The following is an 18,630-nucleotide window of genomic DNA, read 5'->3' as shown; positions in this document are numbered from 1 at the left end:
ATGCAGCTGCATCGTCTGGAGGTCGAAGGGTTCGGCCCGTTCCGCGAGCGTCAGGATGTGGATTTCGATGCGTTCGCAGACGACGGCATCTTCCTGATCGCCGGGCGTACCGGTGCCGGTAAGTCGAGCATCCTCGATGCTGTGTGCTTCGCGCTCTACGGTGGTGTTCCCCGGTACGAGGGCGGAGAGAAGCGGGTCCGCAGCGATCACTGCGAACCCGACGATGTGACCGAGGTCCTGGTGGAGTTCAGCACCTCGGCAGGTCGGTACCGGGTCACGCGTTCTCCCGAATACGAGCGGCCGAAGAAGCGCGGGGGAGGCATGACGATGCAGCCCGCCGCCGTGCAGCTCGACACACTCGTCGGTGGTGAATGGGTGGGGTTGGCCGCGAGAGAGCGCGACGCGGCCCTCGAGCTCGATGACATCCTGCAACTCAGCCGCGAGCAGTTCCTTCAGGTGATCCTGCTCGCGCAGAACCGATTCTCGGAGTTCCTGCTGGCCGGCAGCAAAGACCGGCAGGCACTGCTGCGACGGCTGTTCGGCACCCAGCGGTTCGAAGACGTGCAAGCGCGCTTCGACGAGCGACGCAAGGCCGCTGAGCATGCCCTCGGTGCGCGGCTGGCCACGGTGACCGCGCGCCTCGACGAAGCGCAGCGGCTGGTCGACGGCGCCGACCTCCGGCGCGACAGCGAGGCGCAGGCAGACGAGACGGGTTCGACATACGAAGAGCCTCTCGCGGTGACCACCGACGAGCGCCTCGAGAGTCTGCGGCGTGCGAAGGCTCGTGCCGACTACCGGGCCGAGCGTCGTGCCGCCGAGCGCCTCGACACGGAGAAGCAGTCGGAAGCCGCAGATGCCGCCCTCGCGACCCTGCGCGACGAGCAGCGGGCTCAGATCGAGCGGGATCGGGCGAGAGTGGCGCTCGATCGTCTCGATGCCGAAGGGCCACAGATCGCAGACGCGCGCAGGGAACTGCACGATGCCAGGGCCGCGGAGCTGCTGCGAGCTCCGATCGCCGCAGCGGCGACCGCGGCGTCGGCCCTCGACGCTGCTGCCGACGCCGAGACGCGAGCACGCGCGGCCTGGGAGGCGCGTGAGATCGGCGTGGACGACCTTGTGGATTGGGTCGCCGAGCGCACCAGGCAGACGGGCGCGTGGCAGCGCGCAGCGGAGCTGGAACGGACGGCCTCCGCACTCGATGCCGAGCTCGCCGCAGCCTCTGAGGCAGTCCTGGTGGCCGCAGCGCGCGTCGAGGCGGCAGAGGCCGATCGCGTCGAGCTCCCCGCCCAGCTGGAGACCCTCACGATCGCGCGCGACGCCGCCAGACAGCTCGCCGACCGTGAGGCCGACCTCGCCGCAGCACGAGACGCTGCCGCAGTGCGGCATGCCGCAGCGCTCGAGGCTGTCCGTCTGGAAGCCGCCCGCACCGATGCCGACCGCGCTCTCACCGAGGCGAGCCTCGCGCTGGCCGCCGCCCAGACCGCCCTCGCCCAGCTCAGGCAGCGGCGTCTCGACGGGTTCGCGGGCGAGCTGGCCGGCTCCCTGAACGACGGCGATGCGTGCCCGGTGTGCGGATCGCACGAGCATCCGGCTCCTGCTGTGCACGCCGATCCGGTTTCGGCGGATGACGTGGACGAGGCCGAGTCCGCGCGCGATGACCTCGCGCGACGTGAGCGCGACGCCGCGGAGTCAGTGTCCACGCTTCGCGCCGAACTCGCCGCCGCGATGACCCGCGCAGACGGGAGAGAAGTCGACGAGGCGGTCGCGGAGCTCACCGCAGCCATGACCGCTCATACGGAGAGCACGGAGGCGTCAGCACGACAGGACGTACTCGAACACCAGCGCGACGCTCTGGTCGAACGCATCCGTCGTCTCGATGGCGACCGCGAGCGTGATTCTGCAGCGCTGGCCGCGGCGCGAGAAGCGCACGCGCTCGTGTCCCAGCGGATCGAGGAGGCGCGAAGGGCGATCGCCGACGCGCGGGGACCGTACGACTCCGTGGCCGACAGGCTCGCGGCGACACTCGCCGAGGTCCGCGACGCTGTGGCCCTGGTCGAGGCGGCCGCGGAACGAGAGCGCAGAGCTGCGGCGGCGACAGCTGCGCGGGTCGAGCGGGATGCGGCTCTCGAGGCATCCGAGTTCGACGGAGTCGCTGCGGTCGAGTCCGCGCTGCGCTCCACCCCCGCGCAGACGGCGCTCGAGAGCCGCATCACGGCGCACACGGTCGAGAAGGAGACGGAGCGTGCGATCCTCCTCCCGCTGGAGCTCCGCACACTTCCGGAGGAGACGATCGATCTCGGCCCCGCTGAGCTGACGTCGCTCACAGCGCGGCAGCGCTGGTCCGCGGCGGTCGATGAAGCAGGGCGTGCGACGGGTGTCGCCGAGCAGCTCAGCGCGATCATCGAGGCCGCGGCCGCAGAGCATGCCCGCACCGCAGCCGAAGCCGCCGACTACGAAGTGCTCCGCGGCCTCGCCGACACGATCGCAGGACGCGGGGCGAACACCCGCAAGATGACACTCGAGACATTCGTGCTGGCAGCCGAGCTCGAAGAGATCGTCGATGCGGCGAACCGTCGACTCGGAGACATGTCGACAGGGCGTTACCAACTGCGCCACTCCGACGCGCTCGCCGCTCGCGGAGCAGCGTCGGGCCTGGGCATCGTCGTGTTCGACGCGTTCACCGGGCAGACGCGTCCCGCGCAGTCGCTATCAGGCGGAGAGACCTTTCTGAGCTCTCTCGCCCTGGCGCTGGGACTCGCCGAGGTCGTCACAGCGCGCGCCGGCGGCATCCGGCTCGACACCCTCTTCATCGATGAGGGGTTCGGTTCGCTCGACGGCGACACCCTCGACGTCGCGATGCGCACACTCGACGAGCTCAGACAGGGAGGCCGCACCGTGGGTGTGATCAGTCACGTCGAGGCGATGCAGGAGCAGATCCCGGCTCAGCTGCGAGTGCGTGCGACGTCGGAGGGGCCGAGCGTCATCGAAGCGCGCTGATCCTCCGACCGTATCCTCCCCGTCCGTCGCCGACATCGCGGGGTCGGACTTCGACCGGTCTCAGACGCCGTACTCTCGGCGGATCACTTCTCGCAGCTGCACGCTGCAGCGTGCGATCGCCTCGCGGAAGTCGACGAGCGCGCCGTCTTCTGCCCGGTCCGAGATCGCGCGGAACGCACGGATCGGAACCCCGAACTGCTCGGCCACCCAGATGTAGGCGTAGGTCTCCATGTCGACCAGCCCTGCGCCGGACGGTCGGATGACGGCGGTGATCCCGGCATCGCCGACGAAGCTGTCACCGGTGGCGATCAGCACGCCCTCGCGGCCCGTGGAGACGCGTGCGGGCAGCGAGACGTGCTGCCCGGCGACCCCGTCGAGATCGAACACGTCATGCTGCAGCGCGCTGCCGATCTCGTGCACCGTCGCTTCGAGTGCGGGGTCGATGCCGCCCGCGGTCCCGACGACCACGACCTCGGAATACTCCTGGGCATCGAGCGCGCGGGTCAGGGCGAACACCGCCTGCATCTTGCCTTCGCCGGTGACGAGCTGGTCGAATCCCTCGAGCTCCTCCGGGAACGCTGCGAGTTCGGAGGCCATGGCTGCGACGAGAAGTTTCACCCAGCCATCCTGCCAGGTGGAACGGGTGTGGCGAAGTCGCGCGCGTGCGGTCGACGTCATCTCGATGTAACACTGGGGGAGGATACTGACGTCGGGTAGACCGGAGGAAGAAATGACACTGCAGCAGCAGATCTCTGAAGCACTCGGTGTGAAGCCCGAGATCGACCCCGCAGTCGAGGTGGAGAACCGCGTGGGCTTTCTCGTCGACTACCTGCGCGCCACCGGCACGAAGGGCTTCGTCCTCGGCATCTCCGGCGGCCAGGACTCGACCCTCGCCGGTCGTCTGGCGCAGCTCGCGGTCGAGCGCGTGCGCGCCGAAGGCGGAGAGGCGAAGTTCCTCGCGGTGCGGCTGCCCTATCGGGTGCAGAAGGATGCCGCGGATGCCGAGGCCGCGCTCGAGTTCATCGCGCCGGACGCCTCAGTCGAGGTCAACATCCAGAACGGTGTCGACGGTGTCGAAGAGGACATCGAATTCGCCGTCACGAGCGACGTCAGCGACTTCAACCGTGGCAACATCAAGGCGCGCGTGCGCATGGTGACGCAGTATGCACTGGCGGGTCACGACGGACTGCTCGTCATCGGCACCGACCACGCGGCCGAGGCCGTGACCGGCTTCTACACGAAGTTCGGCGACGGAGCGGCCGACATCCTGCCCCTGTCAGGTCTCAGCAAGCGACAGGGGCGCTCCTTGCTCCTGCTGCTCGGAGCGCCCGATCGTCTGGCCTATAAGGTGCCGACCGCCGACCTCCTCGACGGCCAGCCCGGCCGCGCGGATGAGGACGAACTCGGACTCACCTACGAGCAGATCGACGACTTCCTCGAAGGGCGTGAGGTCGACCCCGACGTCGCGGGTCGCATCGAATCCCGCTATCTCGCCACACAGCACAAGCGCAATCTCCCGGTGACCCCCGACGATACCTGGTGGCGCTGACCGCGGCTTCGGGCCCGTGTCGGATGCCGCGGCTAGTGTCGAAGCATCCGAGAGAACGGGAGCATCGTGCGGATCGACACTCAGGCGCAGCGCGTCATCTGGAGCGCGAGCGACCTCAAGGCGGCCGCCGAATGCGAGTTCGCGTGGTGCCGGGCGATCGACGCCAAGCTCGGCCGCGTGCCGGCCGTCGAAGAGCCTGAAGACGCGACACTGGCGCGCGCTGCGCTGCTCGGCGACGTCCACGAGCAGAACGTCCTCGCGCGGTACATCGACGAGCTCGGCGACGATCGGGTGCACCGCATCGAGAAGGTCTCGTCGGTCGACGCCGAGGCTCTCGCTGCAGCTGTCGACGAGACGGTTGGGGCGCTCGGGTCCGACGCCGTCGTCGTTTTCCAAGCTGCGTTCGCGACCCCCGAGTTCGTCGGATTCGCCGACTTCCTCAAGCGCGACGACGACGGGCGTTGGCGGGTGCAGGATTCCAAGCTCGCCCGCAAGGCCAGGGTCACCGCGCTCATGCAGCTTGCGGCATACGTCGACCAGCTCGACCGGCTCGGAATCCCTCGGTCCGACGAGGTCGACCTCCTGCTCGGCGACGGGTCGACCAGCACGCACGCCGTAGACGATCTGCTTCCCCTGTTCCAGGTGCGGCGGGCGCGGCTGCGCGCGCTGATCGCCGACCGCATGATCGACGACCCGTCCGCCGACGCGGCGCTAGCGTGGGGCGACGACCGGGGCGATCTCGAGATCGTCGCGTGCGGGCGCTGTGCAACCTGCGAAGAGCAGGTGATCGCGCATCGCGACCTGCTGATGGTCGCGCGGATGCGGCCGGTCCAGCGCGCGCGGCTGCGTATGGCCGGTATCGAGACGATCGACGCGCTGGCTGCGGCGAACGATGTTCCCGACGGCATGAACACCGACACATTCGAGACGCTGCGCGCGCAGGCGCAGCTGCAGTTGAGGGCGGATGCAGAGGGCGTTCCGACCTATGACGTGCACTACGCGGCGGCGATCCACACGCTGCCGGTGCCGAGCCACGGCGACATCTTCTTCGACTTCGAGGGCGACCCGCTCTACACCGAACCCGCGGCGAACGGCGAGGCTCATTGGGGCATCGACTACCTCTTCGGATGGGTCGACAACGCAGACCAGTACTCGGCCTTGTGGGCCCATGACTTCGCCGCGGAGCGTGAGGCTTTCGAACGATTCCTCGACTTCGTGAAGGTGCGACGGACAGCGCATCCGGGCATGCACATCTACCACTACGCCCCCTACGAGACCTCGCACCTGGTTGCCATGGCGGCGCGACACGGCGTGCGCGAGGGGGAGGTCGACCGGCTGCTGCGCGAGGGGGTGTTCGTCGACCTCTATCCACTGGTGCTGCGCACCGTGCGGGTGGGATCCAGGTCGTATTCGATCAAGAAGCTCGAGCCTCTGTACATGGGCGAAGAAGTGCGCACGAGCGACGTTCAGAAGGGCGACGACTCGATCGTGCAGTACGTCGCGGCGCGTGAGTTCGCCGCCGCGGGGGAGCAGACGGAGGCCGAGGCGGTCTACGCCGACCTTGCCGACTACAACCGGTATGACTGCGTGTCGACCAGACGCCTGCGCAACTGGCTGATCGAGATCGCGAAGAAGGAGGGGGTGAACCCCGCGCCGCCCGATGAGGCCGACGAGGTGATCTACGAGCCCTCTCCGCGGTCGGTGGCCCTGCTCGCCGACGCCGAGCGCGCGGTCGCGGCGGGCGAAGACGGGCAGGTGCATCGCATCGCGGCCGCCGCGATCGACTACTTCCCGCGCGAGGCGAAGAGCTTCTGGGTCTCGCATTTCCAGCGGCTCCGTGAGCCCGTCACGATGTGGGACGGTACTCGAGACGTGGTGCGGATCGACCGCAGCACGTCGATCGTGCAGCGGGACTGGAGCATCGCAGAGGGGCGTCGGGTGATGTCGCGCGACATCGAGATCCGCGGCGAGGTGTCGCCGGGCACCACCCTCGGTGCCGGGGCCCAGCCGTTCGCGCTCTATCCCGTACCCGCGCCCTTCGACACCGAGGTCCCGTCTCGCGCCGTGCACGTCCCGCACACGGTCACGGTCACCGAGGTGCTCGATGACGGCTACCTGATCGCCGAGACGGCGATCCAGGGGCAGACCTGGGATGAGCTGCCGCTCGCTCTGACTCCGGCTGCTCCGCCGCGCGTGGTCGCGTTGCAGGGCGCGATCGACGAGTGGGCCGATACCGTGCACGCTGCGGCACCGGCGTTCCCGCGCGACGCGGCGACCGACATCCTGCGTCGGATTCCGCCGCGCACGATCTCGGGAGATGCGCTGCCGGCGAGTGGTGTCGACACGATCGACGCGATCGTTCGCGGCGTCCTCGATCTCGACCGCAGCTATCTCGCCGTGCAGGGCCCTCCGGGCACGGGCAAGACGTATACCGGCTCACAGGTGATCGCGCGCCTCGTCAGAGACCACGGCTTCACCGTCGGAGTGGTCGCGCAGTCGCACGCGATCATCGAGAACCTGCTCGAGCGGGTCGTGGCCGACGGTGTTCCTGCCGCGCAGGTCGCGAAGGCGCCGAAGGATCCCTCGGCTGACCCGTCCTACACGGTGATCCCGAAGAACGGCATGGCGTCGTTCCTCGGCGAGCACGCGCAGCACGGCGCGGTCGTCGGAGGCACGGCCTGGGATTTCAGCAACACGTCCCGCGTCGCCCGAGGCGGCCTCGATCTGCTCGTGGTCGATGAAGCGGGTCAGTTCTCCCTCGCGTCGACGATCGCGGTCGCCGCGGGGGCACAGCGGCTGCTGCTCCTCGGAGACCCGCAGCAACTTCCTCAGGTCAGCCAGGGCGCACACCCCGAGCCGGTCGACACGTCGGCGCTCGGATGGGTCATGGACGGCGATGCCGTCGTCGGGCCCGACTACGGCTACTTCCTGGCGAGGTCGTGGCGCATGCATCCGTTCGTGGCGGCTCCCGTGTCGAAGCTCGCCTACGCGGGGCAGCTCGCCTCGGCGCCGGGCACGGAGCGGAGATCGCTCGAGGGGATCGACCCCGGGCTGCACATCGTCCCGCTGAGGCATCGCGGAAACGCCACGCAGTCACCCGAAGAGGCGGCACAGGTCGTGGCGCTGGTGAGAGATCTCCTCGGCCGCACGTTCACGGACAATGACGACGATGCCACGACCAGGCCCCTCGCTCAGAAGGACATCATCGTGGTCGCGCCGTACAACGCGCAGCGTCAGCTGGTTCTCGACGCGCTCGCGACGGCAGGCTATCCCGATGTGCCGGTCGGTACGGTCGACAATTTCCAGGGCAAGGAGGCGGTGGTCTCGATCACGTCGCTCGCCGCATCGAGCGGTCGCGATGCCCCTCGCGGTCCCGAGTTCCTCCTGCTGCAGAACCGACTCAACGTGGCGATCTCGCGGGCTCAGGTCGCGGCGTACCTGATCCACTCCCCGGCACTGCTCGACGATCTCCCGCGCACTCCGGAGGGAGTCGCTCGGATGAGCGCCTTCGCCCGTCTCGTCGGCGCGGCAGACTGACGCAGCCGTGACGCGGCACGTTCCTTCGCGGCATCGTGAGGACGGATGCCACGAGGATTCGCGTCGAGCGGAGTCAGACGGTTCCGTACAGGCGGTCGCCGGCATCGCCGAGGCCGGGCACGATGTAGCCCTTCTCATTCAGGCGCTCATCAAGTGCACCGAGAACGAGCGTGACGTCGCGGTCGCCGACGAGCGCCTCGATCGCGGCGACGCCCTCGGGAGTGCCCAGCAGGCAGATCGCCGTGACGTCCTTGGCCCCGCGGTCGAAGAGGAACTGGATCGCCGCGGCCAGCGAGCCGCCGGTGGCCAGCATCGGGTCGATCGCGAAGCACTGGCGGTCACTCAGATCGTCGGGAAGACGCTCGGCGTAGGTCGTCGGCTCGAACGTCGTCTCGTCACGCACCATGCCGAGGAACCCGACCTCGGCGGTCGGCAGCAGCTTGACGAGCCCCTCGAGCATGCCGAGACCCGCGCGCAGGATGGGCACCACGATCGGGCGCGGTTCCGAGATCTTCACGCCCATGGTCGTCGTCACCGGCGTGGTGATCTCGATCGGGCTCACCTTCACGTTGCGCGTCGCCTCGTACGCGAGCAGAGTCACCAGCTCCTCGGTCAGCTGACGGAAGACCGGAGAAGGTGTGCGGTGGTCGCGCAGGACCGACAGCTTGTGAGTGACGAGAGGGTGGTCGGCGACGTGAACACGCATGGATACAGGCTAATGCGCCGGGAGCCCGCGCACGACATCGGATGCGACGAGGGCGCCCGACGAGGGCGGCCGTCGGTAGGCTCGACGCATGACCACCGCCGACCAGATCGCGATGGCCCGTGCGCTCGAGCTCGCGGCCGAAGCCGCGGCGGCATCCGAGATCCCGGTCGGCGCCGTGGTGCTCGACGCTGAGGGACGAATCGTCGCCGAGGGCCGCAACAACCGCGAAGCGACGCATGATCCGACCGGTCACGCCGAGGTCGAGGCGCTGCGCGCCGCGGCGGCATCCGTCGGCTCATGGAACCTTGACGGGCACACTCTCGTGGTGACGCTCGAGCCCTGCATCATGTGCGCGGGGACGATCCTGCAGGCTCGCATCGGGCGCGTGGTGTTCGGCGCCTGGGACGAGAAGGCGGGCGCCGCAGGATCCATGTACGACGTGCTCCGCGACCGGCGCCTTCCTCATCGGGCAGAGGTCATCGGTGGGGTCGATGCGGACGCCGCCACCGCTCTGTTGCGCGACTTCTTCGAGCAACGACGCTGAGGCCGACGAAGAGCGACCCCGCCTAGTCGGATGACTTGAGCACGAACACGTCGGTCGAGGGCTCGGGGTCGAGCGACGGTCGGTAGACGTCGGGCTCGATGTAGATGACCCGGGCAGTCGGAACGGCCTCGCGGATGCGGGCTTCGATCGCATCGATGTCGACCGCCGCCTCGCGCAGCGGCTTGTCGGCGTTGAGAGCGATCTTCGCCGCGACCATCAGCTCATCGGGTCCGAGGTAGAGAGTCTTCATGTGGATGATCTTCTCGATCTCGTCGCCGGCGTTGATGGCGTCGACGATCCGGTCGTGGTCGGCCGGAGTGGCACCTTCGCCGACGAGCAGGCTCTTGGTCTCAATGCCGAGCACGATCGCGATCAGCACGAGCAGGATGCCGATCATCAGAGTGCCGAGTGCGTCGAAGACCGGGTTTCCGGTGATGACGGTGAGGCCGACGCCGAGCAGCGCGAAGGTGAGTCCGGTCAGCGCCCCGACATCTTCGAGGAGCACGACGGGCAGCTCAGGTGCCTTCGCACGCCGGACGAACGACACCCACGACTGGCCCTTGTCGCGGACGAGGTTGCTCTCCTTGACCGCGGTGCGCAGCGAGAAGGATTCGAGTCCGATCGCGACCACGAGCACGACGAGTGGGAGCCACCACCAGGTCTGATCGAGTTCGTGAGGATGGGTGAGCTTGTCGATCGCTTCATAGATCGCGAACAGGCCACCGACGGAGAAGAGGATGATCGAGACCACGAATGCGTAGACGTAGCGCTCGCGACCGTATCCGAACGGATGGGCGCGGTCGGCCTCGCGCCTCGCCTTCCGGCCGCCCAGCATGAGCAGCAGCTGATTGCCGGAATCGGCGACCGAGTGGATGGCCTCCGCGAGCATCGACGCCGACCCGGAGAGGGCCCAGGCGACGAACTTCGCGAGAGCGATACCCAGGTTCGCCAGGAATGCCGCGATGATCGCCTTGCTGCCGCCCGATGCACTCATGCGACGAGTCTAGATCGGCATGCCCGCTGTCGCCGGGTGCGCCCGCCGTAGGATGACGATATGGCCGATTCTCTCCCCGCTCTCGCTTTTCTCGGTGCCGGCTCGATGGGCGGCGCGATCCTCAGCCGGGTGGTCGCATCCGGCATCCGCGTCGACGGTGGAATCACCGCGACGAACCGCACTCCCGAGAAGGCAGCGGCCCTCGCTGACCTCGCGGGTGTGACGAGCATCGCTCTCTCGGAGCAGCCCGACGGAAACGCGCAGGCGGCCGCGACGGCGCGCATCGTGCTGGTGGGCGTGAAGCCCGCGATGGTGCCCGATCTGCTGCGCGAGATCGCACCGCATCTCGCTGACGACGTGATCGTCGTCAGCCTTGCTGCGGGCGTGACGCTCCAGACCTTCGCCGACAACCTCGGCGCCGACGTCAGGGTCATCCGGTCGATGCCGAACACTCCGTCCACCGTCGGCAAGGGGGTCACGGGTCTCGCTGCCGGGGCGGCGGCATCCGGCGAAGACCTCGCACTCGTCCGCCGACTCTTCGAGACCGTCGGGGCGGTGGTCGAGGTTCCCGAGTCGCAGATCGACGCCCTCTCCACGATCTCGGGATCGGGCCCCGCCTACGTCTTCCTGCTGATCGAGGAGTTCGCGAAAGCGGCTGTGCGCATGGGCTTCGACGAGCCCGAGGCGCGGCTCATGGCCGAGCGCACCTTCATCGGCGCGACGGCTCTGCTCGATGCGTCGGGTGAGCACCCGGCAGAGCTTCGTCGCCGCGTGACCAGTCCGAAGGGCACCACCGAGCGCGCGATCGCCGTGCTGCAGGAAGCCCGGTTCGAGGACGCGTTCACGGCCGGGGCGGAAGCCGCGATCGTGCGCGCCAAGGAGCTCGCTGCGGGGGAGTGACATGCGGCTGCGGTTCTCGGGAGCGATCTGGTTCTGGCGCGGTCCTGCGCCGTTCCATTTCGTCACCGTGCCGCCCGCCGAGAGCGAGATGATCGCCGAGGTCGCGAGCATGGTCACCTACGGGTGGGGCATGATTCCCGCATCCGTCACCATCGGTCGCACCACCGTCACCACCGCGCTCTGGCCGAAGGACGGCGGTTACATCGTCCCCATCAAGAAGGTCCTTCAGAATCGCGAGAGCATCACGATCGACGACATCGTCGACCTGACGCTCGACATCGATGCCTGATGTGCGAGCGGATTCCGCTCAGCGGTCGAGGGCGGCGAACCGCTCGATGTCGCTGTTGGTGCCCGAGACGATGATGAGGTCGTGGTTGGTGACGATCGTGTTCGCCTCGGCGTAGCGGAACGGCTTTCCGGGACTCTTCACGCCGACGACCGTGACCTTGTACTTGCTGCGCACGCCCGACTCGTTCAGGCCGACACCACGGATGAACTTCGGCGGGTACATCTTCGCGAGCACGAAGTCGTCGTCGAAGCGGATGAAGTCGAGCATGCGTCCCGAGACCAGGTGGGCGACGCGTTCGCCTGCCTCGCGCTCGGGGTAGATCACGTGGTTGGCGCCGACGCGGGCGAGGATCTTGCCGTGCGACTGCGAGACGGCCTTGGCCCAGATCTGCGGCACCTTGAGGTCGACGAGGTTCGCCGTGATCAGCACCGATGCTTCGATCGATGACCCGACGGCGACGACGGCGACCTGAAAGTCCTGCGCACCGATCTGGCGAAGCGCGTCGATGTTCTTGGCATCGGCCTGCACCGTGTGAGTGACGCGATCCGACCACTTCTGCACGAGCTCGAGGTTGTCGTCGATCGCGAGCACCTCGCGGTCGAGGCGATCGAGTTCGCCTGCGCAGGCGGCACCGAACCGGCCGAGACCGATGACGAGGACGGGAGCGTCGCCCCGGAGGACTTCAACCAACGATCGGCCTTTCCACGGGCAGTGAGTAGTACTGCGTTCGCGATGTCGCGGCGACGGCCGCGGCGAGAGTCACTGTACCAACGCGCCCCATGAAGATGGTGGTCGCGAGCACGTACGACGCGGAATCGGGGAGTTCCGCGGTGAGGCCGGTCGAGAGACCGACCGTGCCGAATGCCGAGATCACGTCGAAGAGGACGTAGCTGATGTCGGCCTTCGTGATCTGGGAGATGATGATCGTCGAGAGAGCGACGATCGTCGCCCCCAAGCGACGACGCTGAGCGCGACGCGCTGCACGTCACTGGGGATGCGTCGGCCGAAGGCCTCGACCGACTGGCGGCCCTTCGCCTCTGACCACACGGCGATGGCGAGTACGGCGAGCGTCGTGACCTTGATACCGCCGGCTGTCGATGCCGAGCCGCCGCCGACGAACATCAGCATGCTCGCGGCGAGAAGCGACGACCCGTTGAGGTCGTCCATCTCGATGACGTTGAAGCCGCCGGATCTCGTCATGGCGGACAGGAAGAACGCCTGGAAGGTGGTGTCGGCGGCATCCATCGATCCGAACGTCTTCGGATTGTTGTACTCGAGGATCAGGAACACCGCGGCGCCGAGCACGAACAGCAGCACGGTCGTGACGAGCGTCAGCTTGGTGTGCAGCGACCACTTCTTCACGTGCCACACGTGCTTCGCGAGGGTGTAGATCACCGGGAAGCCGATGCTGCCGAGGAAGACTCCGACCATCAGCAGCGACAGCACGAGGTAGTCGTCGGCGAAGACGGCCACCCCGCCGTCGTTGGGCGCGAATCCGGTGTTGGTGAACGCCATCGCGGCGAAGTAGGGCGCTTCCCACAGCGCGGCGATCGGCTCGACGCCGGCCATCACGAGCGCCGGGTAGAGGAGGATCGCGAGGGCGCCTTCGATGATGAGCGCCGAGAGGGCGACGGTCGTGAGCAGCTGGCCGACCTCTCCCAGCCGCACGGTCTGGCTCTCATTGACCACGCCGCCGTGCGCCCGCATGGGGTTCGTGTCACCGGCGGCCATGAGCTTGGCCCGGAGTCCGAGCCGCTTCGAGATGAGCATTCCCATGAGGGAGGCGAGGGTCAGCACGCCGAGGGCGCCGATGTTCACGCCGACGAAGATCAGCACATGCCCGAAGGGCGACCAGTGGTTGGCCATGTCGACGGTCGCGAGACCTGTGACGCAGATGGTGGAGACGGCGGTGAAGAGCGCATCGGCCAGGGGAGTCACGGTCCCGGTGGCAGACGCGATCGGCAGCGACAGCAGCACGGTGAACACGAGGATCAGCAGCGCGAAGATCACGATCGCGAAGCGGGACGGCGACGAGGTGATGAGATGCTTCCCCCACGACGCGGCGCTCTTCAGTCGCTGTCCAGGCGACGACGCCGAAACGAGGCCCGACATCGCATCCCCCTTCACCTAGACCTCCGCGTGAGCGCGGTCGCTCGGACATTCCCGCCGAGCCTTCGTCATGGTACTCCGTGCCGGGGACGACTACCCTGATCTCATGACCGACATCTTCGACGTGATTGCAGACGGCACGAGGCGCGACATCCTCCAGCTCCTGCTGCGCCGCACGTCAGAAGGCGACGCTGGAACGAGTGTCAGCCACATCGTCGCCGATCTCGGCATCAGCCAGCCCACCGTGTCGAAGCATCTGAAGGTGCTGCGCGAGGCCGAGCTCGTGAGCGTGCGAGAAGACGGGCAGCGCCGGTTCTACAGCCTCGCCGTCGAGCCGCTCGGTGCCGTCGACGATTGGCTCGTGCCGTTCCTCATGGACGCGTACGGCGATGACGCGCCGGACATCGACTATCCCGGCATGCCTCTGCCCGACGGCGCCGCCCATGCCGCGGAGGTCGTCGGACGTGCGGCGGCTTCGGCGAAGCACGTCGTGGCGACCGCTCTCAAGCGCCTCGGCGCCTGATCGCCGCACGCACATCGCCCCCGGCGACAGGGGGGCATGTCGTCGGGGGCGAGGCTGCGGGCCCCAGCCCGCGGGGACCCAGATGGTGCCATCGTGGGTCCTGCGCCCAGCGTCCCAGACGATTCTGAGCGGACCCGGCGTGCCGCCTATGACTCCGCTGGGATCCTGCGCGCTTCGGTCATCTTCTTGCGGCCTTCCTTCCGAAGAGCCACGCTCCCCAGCACAGTGAGCCGGCGAGGATCGCGAGGCACCAGCCGATGGCCCACGCCGCGTCGATGCCGACTGGCGCGTCGGTGAGAAGACCTCTGATGCTCTCGACGATCGGAGTGATCGGTTGATTCGCTGCGACCGGCTGCAACCACGCGGGCATGCTGGCCACGGGAACGAACGCGCTCGACAGGTAGGGGAGGAACAAGAGGATGAACCCGTACCCGTTCGCGCCCTCGGGGCTTCCTGCGGCGAGCCCGATCGCCGCGAAGAGGTAGGTGATCGCCAGGATGTAGAGGGCGATCAGCCCGGCCAGTGCCAGCCACTCCGCGAACGAGGCGTCCGGGCGGAAGCCGACCAGGATTCCCACGCCGATGACGATGGTCGTCGCGACGAGGTTGCGCACAAGGCTCGCGACGACATGGCCGGTGAGCACTGCGCTCGCGCGCAGCGGCATCGTGCGGAACCGGTCGATGATGCCGGTGCGCATGTCGTTCGCGACGTAGACCGCGGTCGATGAGGCGCCGAATCCGGCACACGTGAGGATGATCCCGGGCACGACGTAGTCGACGTAGGCGCCCGACGGGTCTATCGCGCCCCCGAAGACCCACGTGAACATGAGCATGAGCATGACGGGCAGGAAGATCGCCATCAGCAGCGATTCGCCGTCGCGCATCGAATGGCGAAGGCTCCGACCGACGAAGATGCTCTCCGCCGTCAGGCCGCGCAGGCGCGGGCGGGGCGAGGGGCGCGGAGCCGGTGCCGCAGCGGACGGGGCGGACAGGATGCTGTTCATGCGTGCTCCTTCGAGGTCTGCGACGCGGTGACGGCGAGGAAGACGTCGTCGAGGGTAGGACGTCGAAGCGACACGACGCCCTCGTCGCCGTCCTGATCGAGCAGATCGAGCGCTCTCCGGAGGCTCGCCACGCTGCCGTCGGTGGGGATCTCGCGCACCAGCTCTCCCTGACCGTCACGCAGTTCGACGGTGTCTCCTCCCACCTTCGCCTTGAGTTCGGCGGGGGTTCCGAGTGCCGCGATCCGTCCGTCGTGCAGGACGGCGATGCGATCGGCGAGCTGGTCAGCCTCCTCGAGGTACTGAGTGGTGAGGAAGACAGTCGTGCCGGCGGAGGCGAGTGTGCGGATCAGATCCCAGAGTTGGCGTCTGCTTCGCGTGTCGAGACCGGTGGTGGGTTCGTCGAGGAACAGCACCTCGGGGGTGACGACGAAACTCAGCGCGAGGTCGAGCCGCCGGCGCATGCCCCCGGAGAAGGTCCGCACGGCTCGACCCGCGGCTTCGGTCAGGTCGAACCGTGCAAGGAGTTCGGCTGCTCTCCGTGCTGAGGCAGCACGGCCGAGGCCTGCGAGTCGAGCGAACATCACCACGTTCTCGCTGCCGGTGAGCGCGTCGTCGACGGCAGCGGCCTGACCTGTGAGGCTGATCCGACGCCGGATCTCCGTCGGCTGTGTCCGAGTGTCGAATCCGGCGATTCGCGCACTGCCGGCATCCGCAGGGATCAACGTCGTGAGGATGTTGATCGTGGTCGTCTTGCCTGCTCCGTTCGGTCCGAGCAACGCGAAGATCTCGCCGCGCGACACGGAGAGATCCAGATCGTGGACGATGAGCTCGTCGCCGAAACTCTTTCGCAGTCCGCGGACTTCGATCGCGTGATCCATCGTGCATTCCTCTCGATTCCATCCAGGTCTGAAAACTGTGTGCGACGTACGCAACTGTGTATGACGGTAACACACTGTTTATGTACTACACAGAAGTAGACTGACCGGATGACCGAGAACGAACCCCCGGAACTGCCTCGAGGTATTGCTCTCGCGTGGGGAGTCGCGGCGAATCCGCAGCGCGGACCGAAGCGCGAGATGAGCGTCGAGCGGATCGTGGACGCTGCTGTGGAGCTGGCCGATGCCGACGGGATCGGTGCGGTGTCGATGGCGGCCGTGGCATCGTCGCTCGGATTCACCCCGATGTCTCTGTATCGGTATGTGAGCGCCAAGGACGACCTGCTGCTGTTGATGCAGGAGCAGGCCACCGGGGTGCCCCCGGACTCCGTCCGCGAGATCACGGACTGGCGTGAGCGCCTTCTCGCGCTGTACCGGGAGCAGGTCCTGCTCTACCAGCGACACCCGTGGATGCTCTCGCTGCCGATCAACGGCTCTCCGATCACTCCGAACAGCTCCGCGTGGCTGGATGCGAGCCTCGAGGCTCTCGAAGCGACCCCGCTCTCGGCCGAGGAGCGGATGGCGGTGGCGCTCGCCGTCACCGGAGACGCGCGGTGGTGCGGCATCGTGCAGGCCGGGTACACCGAGCAGTCCCGAGGGAGCGGACTCAGTCCCGACGAGGTCGCGGTGCGGGAGTCGGAACTCTACGATCGCGTGATCACGGAGGACGAGTTTCCTGCGCTTCGACGTGCGATCGACGACGGCGTGTTCACGTCGCCCGAGGATCCCTTCCGGTTCGCCCTCGAGCGTGTCTTCGACGGCGTCGCCACGTACATCGAGTCCCTCGAGCGCGGAGCCGTCCACGAGGCGTCTACCGAATGGATCGCGCTCGACCCGGCGGAGGCGGCCGGCGATCGGCGCCTCAAAGAGGCCCGGAAGGCCGTCCGCGACGCGGAGAAGGTGCTGCGAGCGGCGCGTCGACTCGAACGGCAGGCTCTGCGCGAGGCGCGCGAGCGGTCGGCGAGAGCGAGGAAATCGGACTGACTGCGGGGCGTCCCGAGTGCGCGCGCATCGAGGGCGTTGCGGTGTCACGGCTCTCAACCGTGGAAGCCTCACTGATCACACGGGCCACATGGGTTTACAGGCGTCCCAGATTCCCCATAGAGTGTGCTCAAATCGAGAAAGGGGTACGTGGGATGCCCGAGGTTCCAGATGTCCGGTTCCTTACGGTGGCTGAGGTCGCCGAACTCATGCGCGTGTCGAAGATGACGGTGTATCGCATGGTGCATGCCGGCGAGTTGCCCGCCATCCGCTTCGGCCGCAGCTTCCGCGTGCCGGAGTCCGCTGTCGCGGAGGCGCTGCAGAGGCCCATAGCCGACGTCGGCTAGCCGATCCGAGCGAGTGCTTCGCCCCGTCGCAGACATGGTGACAGCGAGGCCCGTTCGATTTGCTAGACTGATCCGAGGCATTTTCCGTGCCCGTACCCGGGTGTCCGTCACCGTGCGACGCCCAGCCACTGACTTAGTGAGGTTTCCGTGGGTTCTGTCATCAAGAAGCGCCGCAAGCGCATGGCGAAGAAGAAGCACCGCAAGCTGCTTCGTAAGACTCGCCACCAGCGTCGCAACAAGAAGTAAGCGACCAGACACGAGCGCCTGTCTCCGGACGGGCGCTTTGTGTCTCTACCCCGGTTTCCCACTCGTCGCAGGAGCATGCCATGAAGTCGATCACCGTCACCGAGCTCGCAGAGCGCTCGAACACCCCGCTCATCGACGTCCGCGAGGTGGACGAGTTCGCTGCAGGGCACGTTCCGGGTGCGGTCAACATCCCGATGTCCGTGATCGGCAACCGGCTCGACGAGCTGCCCGCCGAGTCCTTCGACGTCATCTGCCAGGCAGGCGGACGATCGGCGCGGGTCGTCGAGGCGCTCGAGGGCCGCGGCTACGACGCGACCAACGTCGAGGGCGGCACCGGCGAGTGGATCGCTCAGGGCCGCGCTGTCGAGGTGCCGTCGGCGTGACCACGCTGACGCTCATCGGCAAGCCCGACTGCCATCTCTGCGATGTCGCATCCGACATCATCGATGCGGTGGTGGCCGAGCTCCCGGATGCAGCAGCGGAGCGCATCGAAGTCGTCGAGGCGTCGATCAATGACGACCCCGCGCTCTACGAGCTGTGGTGGGAGAAGATCCCCGTCGTCCTCATCGACGGAGAGCTGCATGCCCATTGGCGCCTGTCGGCCGACCGGCTGCGTGAAGCGCTCGAAGAGGCCGTCCAGGAGGACGCGCTGAGGAAGGATTCGCGATGATCCGTCACGTCGTCACCTGGAAGCTCGCCGCGGAAGACGCCGATGAGCGCGCGGAGCAGGCAGCGGAGGTCGCCCGCAGGCTGAACGCCCTCGACGGAGTCGTGCCGCAGCTGCGCTCCATTTCGGCAGGCGCGAACAGCGCATACCCCGACACGAACTGGGATGTCACGCTCGTCGCGGACTTCGACTCCGTCGCCGCGCTCGAGGAGTACCAGGTGCATCCGGCCCACGAAGAGGTCGTCGCCTATGTGCGGTCCGTCGTCGCATCGCGTGTGGCCGTCGACTTCGAGGTCTGAGCCG

Annotated in this window: 19 protein-coding genes and 1 pseudogene; 13 read left to right on the top strand and 7 right to left on the bottom strand. The window is 67.7% G+C overall.

What is annotated here, in order from left to right:
* Complete coding sequence (locus ACZZZN_RS11640) at positions 1 to 2,997, top strand: AAA family ATPase (protein ID WP_463505300.1); 2,997 nt, start codon at positions 1 to 3, stop codon at positions 2,995 to 2,997.
* Between the two features lie 60 nt (positions 2,998 to 3,057).
* On the opposite strand, the gene ACZZZN_RS11635 is transcribed toward ACZZZN_RS11640, so the two are convergent.
* Positions 3,058 to 3,615 carry a phosphorylase family protein gene (locus tag ACZZZN_RS11635; RefSeq protein ID WP_463505299.1) on the bottom strand — a complete coding sequence of 186 codons (558 nt, stop codon included), beginning with the start codon at positions 3,613 to 3,615 and terminating at the stop codon, positions 3,058 to 3,060.
* Positions 3,616 to 3,727: 112 nt separating this feature from the next.
* On the opposite strand from ACZZZN_RS11635, the gene nadE reads away from it, so the two are divergent.
* Together nadE and ACZZZN_RS11625 are read left to right on the top strand one after the other, a co-directional pair.
* Entirely contained in the window at positions 3,728 to 4,546 is an 819-nt protein-coding gene (gene nadE, locus ACZZZN_RS11630) for an ammonia-dependent NAD(+) synthetase (protein WP_463505298.1), read from the top strand.
* A 66-nt stretch (positions 4,547 to 4,612) separates the two neighbouring features.
* Positions 4,613 to 8,083, top strand: a complete 3,471-nt coding sequence (locus ACZZZN_RS11625) for a TM0106 family RecB-like putative nuclease (RefSeq protein WP_463505297.1) — start codon at positions 4,613 to 4,615, stop codon at positions 8,081 to 8,083.
* A 73-nt stretch (positions 8,084 to 8,156) separates the two neighbouring features.
* Here ACZZZN_RS11625 and upp read toward each other — a convergent pair whose 3' ends face one another.
* A complete protein-coding gene (gene upp, locus ACZZZN_RS11620; protein ID WP_056515754.1) occupies positions 8,157 to 8,789 on the bottom strand; it encodes a uracil phosphoribosyltransferase in 633 nt (210 codons plus the stop codon).
* Between the two features lie 88 nt (positions 8,790 to 8,877).
* Between upp and tadA the strand changes: the two genes are divergently transcribed.
* Positions 8,878 to 9,333: a tRNA adenosine(34) deaminase TadA gene (gene tadA, locus ACZZZN_RS11615; RefSeq protein ID WP_463505296.1), complete on the top strand. Its 456-nt coding sequence runs from the start codon at positions 8,878 to 8,880 to the stop codon at positions 9,331 to 9,333.
* A 22-nt stretch (positions 9,334 to 9,355) separates the two neighbouring features.
* Here tadA and ACZZZN_RS11610 read toward each other — a convergent pair whose 3' ends face one another.
* Entirely contained in the window at positions 9,356 to 10,327 is a 972-nt protein-coding gene (locus ACZZZN_RS11610) for a cation diffusion facilitator family transporter (protein WP_463505295.1), read from the bottom strand.
* A 60-nt stretch (positions 10,328 to 10,387) separates the two neighbouring features.
* Here ACZZZN_RS11610 and proC point away from each other — a divergent pair, with 60 nt between their 5' ends.
* Together proC and ACZZZN_RS11600 are read left to right on the top strand one after the other, a co-directional pair.
* Positions 10,388 to 11,227, top strand: a complete 840-nt coding sequence (proC, locus tag ACZZZN_RS11605) for a pyrroline-5-carboxylate reductase (RefSeq protein WP_463505294.1) — start codon at positions 10,388 to 10,390, stop codon at positions 11,225 to 11,227.
* Position 11,228: 1 nt separating this feature from the next.
* Positions 11,229 to 11,516 carry a DUF1905 domain-containing protein gene (locus ACZZZN_RS11600; protein ID WP_463505293.1) on the top strand — a complete coding sequence of 96 codons (288 nt, stop codon included), beginning with the start codon at positions 11,229 to 11,231 and terminating at the stop codon, positions 11,514 to 11,516.
* An 18-nt stretch (positions 11,517 to 11,534) separates the two neighbouring features.
* Here the strand turns inward: ACZZZN_RS11600 and ACZZZN_RS11595 are convergent, their stop codons facing one another.
* Entirely contained in the window at positions 11,535 to 12,206 is a 672-nt protein-coding gene (locus tag ACZZZN_RS11595) for a potassium channel family protein (RefSeq protein ID WP_047520565.1), read from the bottom strand.
* Positions 12,199 to 13,628, bottom strand: a pseudogene (locus ACZZZN_RS11590) (TrkH family potassium uptake protein). Before ACZZZN_RS11590 ends, ACZZZN_RS11595 begins: the two are co-directional and overlap by 8 nt.
* 103 nt (positions 13,629 to 13,731) lie before the next feature.
* Here ACZZZN_RS11590 and ACZZZN_RS11585 point away from each other — a divergent pair.
* Positions 13,732 to 14,148, top strand: coding sequence for an ArsR/SmtB family transcription factor (locus ACZZZN_RS11585; protein WP_463505292.1), 417 nt, complete (start codon positions 13,732 to 13,734; stop codon positions 14,146 to 14,148).
* A 178-nt stretch (positions 14,149 to 14,326) separates the two neighbouring features.
* Here the strand turns inward: ACZZZN_RS11585 and ACZZZN_RS11580 are convergent, their stop codons facing one another.
* Together ACZZZN_RS11580 and ACZZZN_RS11575 are read right to left on the bottom strand one after the other, a co-directional pair.
* Entirely contained in the window at positions 14,327 to 15,151 is an 825-nt protein-coding gene (locus ACZZZN_RS11580; RefSeq protein WP_463505291.1) for an ABC transporter permease, read from the bottom strand.
* On the bottom strand, positions 15,148 to 16,029 hold the full coding sequence (locus tag ACZZZN_RS11575) for an ATP-binding cassette domain-containing protein (protein ID WP_463505290.1): 882 nt from the start codon (positions 16,027 to 16,029) through the stop codon (positions 15,148 to 15,150). Before ACZZZN_RS11575 ends, ACZZZN_RS11580 begins: the two co-directional genes overlap by 4 nt.
* Before the next feature lie 108 nt (positions 16,030 to 16,137).
* On the opposite strand from ACZZZN_RS11575, the gene ACZZZN_RS11570 reads away from it, so the two are divergent.
* The 6 genes from ACZZZN_RS11570 (at position 16,138) to ACZZZN_RS11545 (ending at position 18,626) form a co-directional block, all read left to right on the top strand.
* Complete coding sequence (locus ACZZZN_RS11570) at positions 16,138 to 17,070, top strand: TetR/AcrR family transcriptional regulator (RefSeq protein ID WP_463505289.1); 933 nt, start codon at positions 16,138 to 16,140, stop codon at positions 17,068 to 17,070.
* Between the two features lie 152 nt (positions 17,071 to 17,222).
* Complete coding sequence (locus tag ACZZZN_RS11565) at positions 17,223 to 17,414, top strand: helix-turn-helix domain-containing protein (protein WP_053098849.1); 192 nt, start codon at positions 17,223 to 17,225, stop codon at positions 17,412 to 17,414.
* Positions 17,415 to 17,561: 147 nt separating this feature from the next.
* A complete protein-coding gene (locus ACZZZN_RS11560) occupies positions 17,562 to 17,660 on the top strand; it encodes a 30S ribosomal protein bS22 (RefSeq protein WP_003792170.1) in 99 nt (32 codons plus the stop codon).
* Positions 17,661 to 17,740: 80 nt separating this feature from the next.
* Positions 17,741 to 18,043, top strand: a complete 303-nt coding sequence (locus ACZZZN_RS11555; RefSeq protein WP_463505288.1) for a rhodanese-like domain-containing protein — start codon at positions 17,741 to 17,743, stop codon at positions 18,041 to 18,043.
* The gene (locus ACZZZN_RS11550; protein ID WP_463505287.1) at positions 18,040 to 18,330 is read left to right on the top strand and encodes a glutaredoxin family protein; all 291 of its coding nucleotides are present in this window, start codon (positions 18,040 to 18,042) and stop codon (positions 18,328 to 18,330) included. Before ACZZZN_RS11555 ends, ACZZZN_RS11550 begins: the two co-directional genes overlap by 4 nt.
* Positions 18,327 to 18,626 carry a Dabb family protein gene (locus ACZZZN_RS11545; RefSeq protein ID WP_463505286.1) on the top strand — a complete coding sequence of 100 codons (300 nt, stop codon included), beginning with the start codon at positions 18,327 to 18,329 and terminating at the stop codon, positions 18,624 to 18,626. The genes ACZZZN_RS11550 and ACZZZN_RS11545 overlap by 4 nt, the downstream gene beginning before the upstream one ends.
* Positions 18,627 to 18,630 lie beyond the last annotated feature (4 nt).

Source organism: Microbacterium sp. AC145 (assembly GCF_979258505.1).
This window is presented reverse-complemented; position numbering and strand designations above follow the sequence as displayed.